This is a genomic window from Pararcticibacter amylolyticus (genome assembly GCF_003130405.1).
Lineage (GTDB): Bacteria > Bacteroidota > Bacteroidia > Sphingobacteriales > Sphingobacteriaceae > Arcticibacter > Arcticibacter amylolyticus.
In genome coordinates this window covers 112,192-119,931 of record NZ_QEAS01000011.1, presented here as the reverse complement: position 1 = coordinate 119,931, position 7,740 = coordinate 112,192, and the positions used below count along the sequence as shown (strand labels likewise).

Annotated in this window: 5 protein-coding genes; 1 reads left to right on the top strand and 4 read right to left on the bottom strand. The window is 45.2% G+C overall.

What is annotated here, in order from left to right; translation table 11 throughout:
- Positions 1–15 precede the first annotated feature (15 nt).
- Positions 16–1,542, bottom strand: coding sequence for a sensor histidine kinase (locus DDR33_RS14265; RefSeq protein WP_109416479.1), 1,527 nt, complete (start codon positions 1,540–1,542; stop codon positions 16–18).
- Between the two features lie 42 nt (positions 1,543–1,584).
- Positions 1,585–4,041, bottom strand: a complete 2,457-nt coding sequence (locus DDR33_RS14260) for an outer membrane beta-barrel family protein (protein ID WP_109416478.1) — start codon at positions 4,039–4,041, stop codon at positions 1,585–1,587.
- A 225-nt stretch (positions 4,042–4,266) separates the two neighbouring features.
- Here DDR33_RS14260 and DDR33_RS14255 point away from each other — a divergent pair, with 225 nt between their 5' ends.
- Positions 4,267–5,442, top strand: a complete 1,176-nt coding sequence (locus DDR33_RS14255) for an NAD(P)-binding protein (RefSeq protein WP_109416477.1) — start codon at positions 4,267–4,269, stop codon at positions 5,440–5,442.
- Between the two features lie 321 nt (positions 5,443–5,763).
- On the opposite strand, the gene DDR33_RS14250 is transcribed toward DDR33_RS14255, so the two are convergent.
- Positions 5,764–6,954, bottom strand: coding sequence for an MFS transporter (locus tag DDR33_RS14250; protein WP_109416476.1), 1,191 nt, complete (start codon positions 6,952–6,954; stop codon positions 5,764–5,766).
- Positions 6,955–7,100: 146 nt separating this feature from the next.
- Positions 7,101–7,727: a Crp/Fnr family transcriptional regulator gene (locus DDR33_RS14245; RefSeq protein WP_238387804.1), complete on the bottom strand. Its 627-nt coding sequence runs from the start codon at positions 7,725–7,727 to the stop codon at positions 7,101–7,103.
- Positions 7,728–7,740 lie beyond the last annotated feature (13 nt).

The window sequence follows — 7,740 nt, the reverse complement described above, 5'->3', positions numbered from 1 at the left end:
CAACAGCCAATAACCCTATTCCAGCAATATCGTCAGATGTATAAAAAATTCTTTAGCTGTTTCCCTGATCATCAGATCGTGTTTTCTTGGATATAATAATTGTAAACGTTGTTTGACATTTTCCAGGCCAATTCCGTTCCTGTCTTTCTCCGGATCATTATCCGGTTTAACATGAACACTATTATTGACATCAAAATAGACCGTACTGTTTTTGATATGCAGACTAACCTTTATATGGGAGGGCTGACGTAAACTGATCCCATGTTTAAAGGCATTTTCAACAAAGGGGATCAGCAACATGGGTGAGATCTGAAGATTATTAATGGATTCATCTATATCGGTAATAATCTTTACATCCGGACTGGTGTCCGTTCTCAGCCGCTGGAGAATGATATAGTTATTGAGGTAGTCAATCTCGCGGGTCAGCGAGATCTTTTCCTGTACATTTTCCTGAAGCATAAAGCGCATCATATCTCCCAGCCGCTCAACACCTTCACTGGTACGCGACGCCCCTTCCTGAAGCGCTGTGCCGTAAATAGTATTTAAAGCATTAAACAGGAAATGCGGATTGATCTGCGACCTCAGGAAACCCAGGTTAGCATCTGACTGTCCCAATGCCGTTCTCAGGTTCCTCATTTCCTCATTCCCCTTTTGCCTGCGCTTATACAACTCCCAGCTCACTGGCGCAGTGATCAGCAATTGAAATACCGAATTAAATAAAATGATTGCAACAGCCCTGCCGCCAATGAACGCAAATGCCAAAAATGCAAGAATAACTGCACTAATTAAAACAACCCATAATACAGACCCAAAGTATGCCCAAAAGGGCCTTTTCCGGTTCAGGTTCTGGGGAATATAAGCATAGAAGGAAAACCAGTATATAAAAATAGAGATCGGAATAACGATCACCCAGCCATAAAGAAATATCTCATTAACATCAGTAAGCAGCATAAGAAGAGTGATAACCATCCACACTACGAATGCAGCAATTCCATCAGATGTTACCATCTGGTACTTCGACTGGATGGTTTCAGAATTAAGGATCAGGTAAACACCCGTATACTTTATGACGGAATAGAGCCCGTACATCAGGATCATCCAGGCGGCAAGAACGAAACTGTTTTGGAAAAAGTAGTTAAATGCTTCCTGTTCTGTTTTGTACCGGATGAACATATAATTTTTCAGGTATGTATCTGTTACCCCTAACACAAATCCTATGATCAGGAAGGAAAGCAGCACGAGAAGAATATTCTGGACCAGCTTCTGCTTCTTCACCAGATCGGGTACGACACGAAAGTTAAGAAGCAGGAACGACAGGTAAAAAAGGGTATATCTTACAATCTGGGGGAAGAAATAATCCTGTGTATAGTTAAACGGGATCCGGGCTTCCTGAAACAGGTAGCGGGAACTCGTCCATACATCCGAACTTTCACTCTTCACGGCATTGGCCGTAAGGAAGAACACAGAGAACACGAAAGTGGTGGTCGCAGCCCAAAACTCAATCTTAGCAAGATTTACTGATTTACTTATAAACTCTTTCATTCCATTAATCAATTATACACAAAATACTGTTCTGTTCGCTGCCTAGTTCCCTCCGCCGGCCACATCGTCATTTCTTATTCCCCTTCTGCTCTTTTTAATGCTTTCTTTCAGCTTGCCAAACCGGTAATCAAGACTTGCCGAAAATGATCTGAAATAGCTCCTGTTATTGCTCTGCTGGATAAAATCAGTTCCTGTGGTCCGGTTCTCCGACTCCCGGTATTTAGTAAACAGGTTATTCGCGGCCAGCGAGAACGTGAGCTTATCTTTGACCACCTCACGGTTTACACTAAAACCAGAACCAACAATTCCGTTTGACCTGCCCTGTAAGGTAATACCCCGCCCATAATACGACACATTTGCACTGAAGCGCCATCCTTTATCCATCTTGTAATCGGTAGATGAAAAAATGGAGGGCATTAGCCCCTTGTTGGAAACCTTCTCTCCGTTTACCACGCCATTTACTTTACCATAACCAAAATTGGCGTTGAGGCTGTATTTCCATTTCTTTGTTAAAGGATAGCTAAAGGCAAATTCCATTCCCGTCATCCGGGCGCTTCCGGTATTTCCGTAGCTTGTATAGCTAATGTTTGTTTCAGGATCAAAATACGACATCGGCATCACCAGATCGTCGAAAAATCCCAGCAGCAGGCCAATATTCAGGTTCCCTTTTTTGAAAGTACTGTAATTTAGCTGGAACATATCTACAGATGCAGTACGCAGAGCGGGATTTCCGCTCGACTCGAAATTAGGATTGGAACGATCTGTAAAGGGGTTCAGTAAATCTATCCCCGGCCGCTGAATGCGGGTGGTGTATCCAAAATTCAAATTGCTGTTATCTGTCAGTTTCCGGTTAACAGAAACAGAGGGGATCAGACTGGTATAGTCCCGGTTTAACTGCGTAGCCGCAGAAACGAAATCAGCATCAATCACAGTCTTTTCAACCCGGAAACCAGCCTTAAAGCCCCAGCCTCCGATAGTATACTGGTATGTATTATAAAAGCTGTAAATATTCTGGGTGTTCTTAAAAACATTTGTTCTCGCCGGATCCCTCACAAAAATACCCTGATCCGCATCGAAAGAATCGTATCCGAAATCACTCTTATTGTTTCTGAAAATTGCCTTTATTCCTGTCTCGATAGTTATTTTTTTAAAAGGATGCACATAGTCGGCTTGTAAGGTTTGTTCAGAAAACCGTCCTTCATTTTTTTGCCTGTATTCAGGATCATAAAAGTTAACAGCTTCATAGATACTTATATTATTGGAGCCGGTGTTTACAAAACCGTAATAACGGTATGAGAATGTCAGAAGCCTGTTTTTATCCGACTTAAATCCCATTTGATAATTCAGCCCGGCATCGCTACCCCTGCCCTTGCGCAGATAGTCATTAACTAAATTATACCGTTGAATCATCAGATCAGCTCCCTGTAGTTCTGAATATTGCAGATTGTCGTTATTCCACTTATTCCCGTTAATATTGAACTGGCCGGAGATAAGATTAAGAGAATCGATTTCGAAGCTTAATTCAGTGTTAAAATAGCCGCTGTTACCATTTGACTCCTGTGAGACTGACTGGACAAGCATCGTCGGACTTCCTCCAAAAGTTTCACGGAAACGGGAGCTGCCAACTGCCGGAACATCAGACACGTTCCCGCCGCCGTTAATTCCTAATCCAAGCTTTCCCGATTTTAAGTTTAAAGATCCTCCCGTACCCGGTCCATTGGCAGGGAAACGGCCATTTACATTCAGCGATCCATTATACCCGTTATCGATTCTTTTATTAGTAATAATATTGATGATGCCGGTTAATCCTTCTCCGTCATATTTTGCAGGCGGCGTGGTAATCACTTCAATCCTCACGATAGAGGACGCTGGCATACTTTTAAGAATTTCTTTCGGGCTTCTCTCCAGCATGCCCGAAGGCTTTCCGTTCAGGAGGATTTTATAATTCCGGTCTCCTTTTAACAGGATGTTATCCTCAGCGTCAACAGACAGCATCGGAACTTTGCGCATCATTTCCAGCACATTACTCCCTTTGCTGTCAGGATCAGCTTCCAGGTCATAACTTAAACGATCTATCTCCTGCTTTATAACAGGTCTCTCCGCAGAAACTACTACTTCCTTTAAATCATTATTGGAATGACCTAAAAGCACAGTACCAATATTTTTAGTTCCCGCATCATCTTTATCAACCTTTATTTCCAGCTTTTTCCGTTGATGGCCTACCAGCATCATTGTAAGCGAATATGTACCGGACACCAGGCCGGAGAAACCAAAACGACCATCAGTACCGCTTAGCACCGTCTTCCGCACACCTTCATTTCCCCTGCTTAAACTGACTGTCACATATCCGAGCGGTTGGCCGGAGGCCGAATCAATTACCACACCCTTGATTCCATATTCACCATGAGTGCTATTCTGGTTCTGCGCCCGGGAAAGGAGCGCACATCCCGACAACAAAAGTACCAGGAGCTGTTTTTTAACATGGGTAACCGTAATCATATCTGTTTTATTTTTATTGCAGACAATGATAGATCAGCCAATGCTCCTGCTATAATGAATGTGATGAGTGCCCTGAAAAATGTGACGGATTCGGGCTGTTCCACTTAAAGCCTTCATCTGTACAGAAACCCGGCTATTTAAAAATGATCTAATCAGCCTATTTGACACTCCGCCCACAGTTGAGCTCTGTAAATTTCATAATCTTGTCAGGCTAACTTAAATCAAATGAACGAAATGATCTGTGTGATCGGCGGAGGTATCAGCGGCCTTGCGTTTAGCCACTATTGTACGAAAAATTATTATCCGGTAACGGTCTTTGACGCCGGGCGGCGTGATGCATGTATCGCGACATATCATGCGGACCCGGAATTGAACGTTGAAGCCGGGGCCCATACACTTTACAATAGCTATCAGCATATTATAGGGATCATTGAAGACTACCAGCTTCAAAATCAGGTCATCCCTAAAGGGAAGCTCCGTTTTGCCAAATATGACGGGCAAATGAAATCTTTAACTAAAGGCTTACACTGGCTCGAAATAGCCGCCCATCTGCCCCGCCTGTTTAACAGTCAAAAGGCAGGAAAGACAGTCAGCGAATACTATTCGGAGATCCTGGGACGGCGGAATTACCAGGACTTGTTTAGTCACGCATTTCAGGCTGTATTGTGCCAGCCCGCAGATAATTATCCGGCTGAGCTTCTTTTCCGAAAACGTCAGCGCAACAAGACTTATACAAGATCCTTCACCTTAAGAACGGGGATAGAGGGGCTTCTGGATACAATTGCCGGCAATGCTTTAATAAACATGCATCCTGACGCGAGAGTAAAGGCCATAAGCCGGGAAGGTACTCTGTTCAGGATAGACGACGAAAAGCACACCACACATGCACCATTTATCTGCCTGGCATGCCCGCCATGCTCAGCAGCGGAGCTTAGCGGGGGATTCGACCCCGCACTGGCAGCTATGCTTTCAGACATTGAAACAGTACATGTTGACTCCATTCTTGTTAGAACCGGAAAGGAAAAAACAGTAACCAGAAAGAACATCATCGGTATCCGCCAGCCCTTTTTTTCAGCACTATACAATGAAGGGATTGAGCACAGCTACTGGCTTTTTCATTTCGAAGGTTTAAAATATGCGGTTGAAGAAAAACTGCATATTATCAGCAGAGTTACCGGTGTCCCCAAACCCGGTCTCACATTGGTTCTTCAGCGAACTGCGAAAATGCCCTCTGTAAAAATAGGTCAGTTGCAGCTTCTGAAAGAAATAGATCACTACATAAAAGATAAGCCGGTTTTCATTTCTTCTAATTATATGCAGGGGCTTGCCCTGGAGGACTGCTGCGAACGTGCTAAAAAAGAATCACAACGATTCATTGAAATGGCAGGCAGCAGGAAATAGCTTGTCGCGTTTTCAGAACATCTTACGTAAAGACTATTGAACACACACAAAGATTTTCCTCAATAAACAACACCTGATCATTATCAGCAACAATAAAGGGGCCTTTTAAGCCCCTTCATTGTAACATGCCCGCCAAATCGACGCGTAGCTGACCGGTTTCCGCAGACCCGCTGCGCCGGCGTAGGTTTTTGCAGTACACGAACGGGTGGAAAGTGCACCGCCCCTTACAGCCACTACGACGAACTGACACCCGTCATCTTCGTTTCAACGGGCAAACTGATGTCTTTATGATCATATACTTCCAAAAACCAGGCCAGAATATCAGGCTAAGGCTTTGTTATAAATTCCTCTCTTACTCCAGTGCGCGATCATCGCGAGTAATGCCAGCCCTGCACCCGTTAAAACCACTCCGTGCCATCCCCAGTTCTGCCATGCAACGCCCGAAACATAGGTCCCGGCTGCCCCTCCGATAAAGTAAGACGTCATGTATACGGTATTGATCCTGTTATTAGCCTCCGGATGAAGGGAGAAAATAGATGACTGATTCATCACGTGAATGGCCTGCATGGCCACATCGAGCACCACCACTCCGGCAATCAAACCCATGTAAGTAGTGCCCCCGACCAGGAAAACACCCCAGGCTGCAAGGAAAACCAGTATCAGGCCTATCATCAGGCGTGAATACGGTATCTTTCCGGCTGTTTTCCCCACGTATACCGCCATCAGGGCACCGAGCATTCCGGCCAGCCCAAAAGCTCCGGCAATGGAACTGCCTGCATTAAAGGGAGGCTTGCTCAGATGAAATACAAGCGCTGTCCAGAAGGTACTGAAGGACGCAAACAATAGAGCCCCTCTGAGAGCAGCTATCTGCAATGCCGGCTCTGTTCTGGCAAAACGTATAACAGATCCCATCAATTTACCATAAGTCCCCTTATATTCGGGCAGCACTTCCGGCAGCTTCCGGATAATAAGCAGGAGCAATACCAGCACCATGCCGGCAGCTATAAGGAAAACACTTCTCCATCCCATGAGATTACCAATGAAACCACTGAAGATCCTCGATCCAAGAATTCCGAGAAGTAAGCCGCTCATCACAAAGCCAATGGTCTTCGTGCGGTTTTTCGGCTCTGCAAGTCCCGCTGCCATCGGCACGAAGATCTGCGGAATGACAGAGGTAAAGCCAATTAAAAAGCTAAATGCATAAGCCATATATAAAGAGTTGCTCAACGCCATCCCTGCCGACGAAGCAGCGATTAAGACGAAATCGGCCACTATCAATCGTTTACGGGGCAGCAAATCGCCTAATGGAACAATCACCAGCAATCCTGCCGCATAGCCTATCTGAGTCAGCATCGCAATCCTGCTTACTGCCTGAGCCGTTACTCCGAAATCACGGGCAATGAGTCCCAGCAGGGGCTGGTTATAATAATTATTCGCAACGATCAGGCCCGAAGCAACAGTCATGAGCCATAATAGAGTGGGAGTTAACCGGGGTTTTTCGTAAGTTTTCATATCTTCTGATCTTGTTAAGAGACTGGCGCTGCGCTTGTGCCAGGGTCTTCATTACATTAACGCTGCAATACAAAGATCAGGAATGGAATTCCCGCGGCTATTGAACTGGTTCAGGAAATTTAGTTGAACTGGTTCAACTAAATTCTTTATTTATCAGCGGAGACCGCCTTCTTCCTCAATTTAGATAAGTATTCGGTTGTCATTCCCAGGAAAGATGCGAGTGCATACTGCGGCACCCTCTGCACCAGCGCAGGATACTGTCTGACAAACTGCAGATAACGCTGTTCAGCTGATAAGGTCAGATTAGCGATCACCCGCCTTTGCTGGTAAGCAAGCCCTCTTTCAGCCGCTATCCGAAAGAACCTGTCAAAAGCAGGATTCAGGTCCTTGAGCTTTTGTTCGCTCTCATAATCCAGTTGCATCACCACACTATCTTCCAGGGCAGTGACAAACATCGTGGCATTCTGCCGGTACAGATAAGCATTATAATCGGTGATCCACCAGTCTTCTATCGCAAAAGCAATCGTATGCTCCTGGCCGTCCTCCGTCACAACATACGACCGCAAAGCGCCTTTTTTCACATAGTACCGGTGGGGTACCGGAAAATCGGGCTGAACCACAAACTGCCGCTTCCGAATATTCTTCTCCCGGAACATAACGGCAAAAGTCCGTGCTTCATCTTCCTCTATTCCGGTTACACGACGGATATGACCGGTGAGCTCTCCATATACATTTTCCTCTCCCGGCGTGTCCTTTTCTGCAAGCGTCTTCATCAAAATCTGTTCG

Excerpts from the sequence above, each read along its gene's own strand:
- DDR33_RS14265 (WP_109416479.1), bottom strand. The coding sequence starts at position 1,542 with ATGAAAGAGTTTATAAGTAAATCAGTAAATCTTGCTAAGATTGAGTTT.
- DDR33_RS14260 (WP_109416478.1), bottom strand. The coding sequence starts at position 4,041 with ATGATTACGGTTACCCATGTTAAAAAACAGCTCCTGGTACTTTTGTTG.
- DDR33_RS14255 (WP_109416477.1), top strand. The coding sequence starts at position 4,267 with ATGAACGAAATGATCTGTGTGATCGGCGGAGGTATCAGCGGCCTTGCG.
- DDR33_RS14250 (WP_109416476.1), bottom strand. The coding sequence starts at position 6,954 with ATGAAAACTTACGAAAAACCCCGGTTAACTCCCACTCTATTATGGCTC.
- DDR33_RS14245 (WP_238387804.1), bottom strand. The coding sequence starts at position 7,727 with ATGAAGACGCTTGCAGAAAAGGACACGCCGGGAGAGGAAAATGTATAT.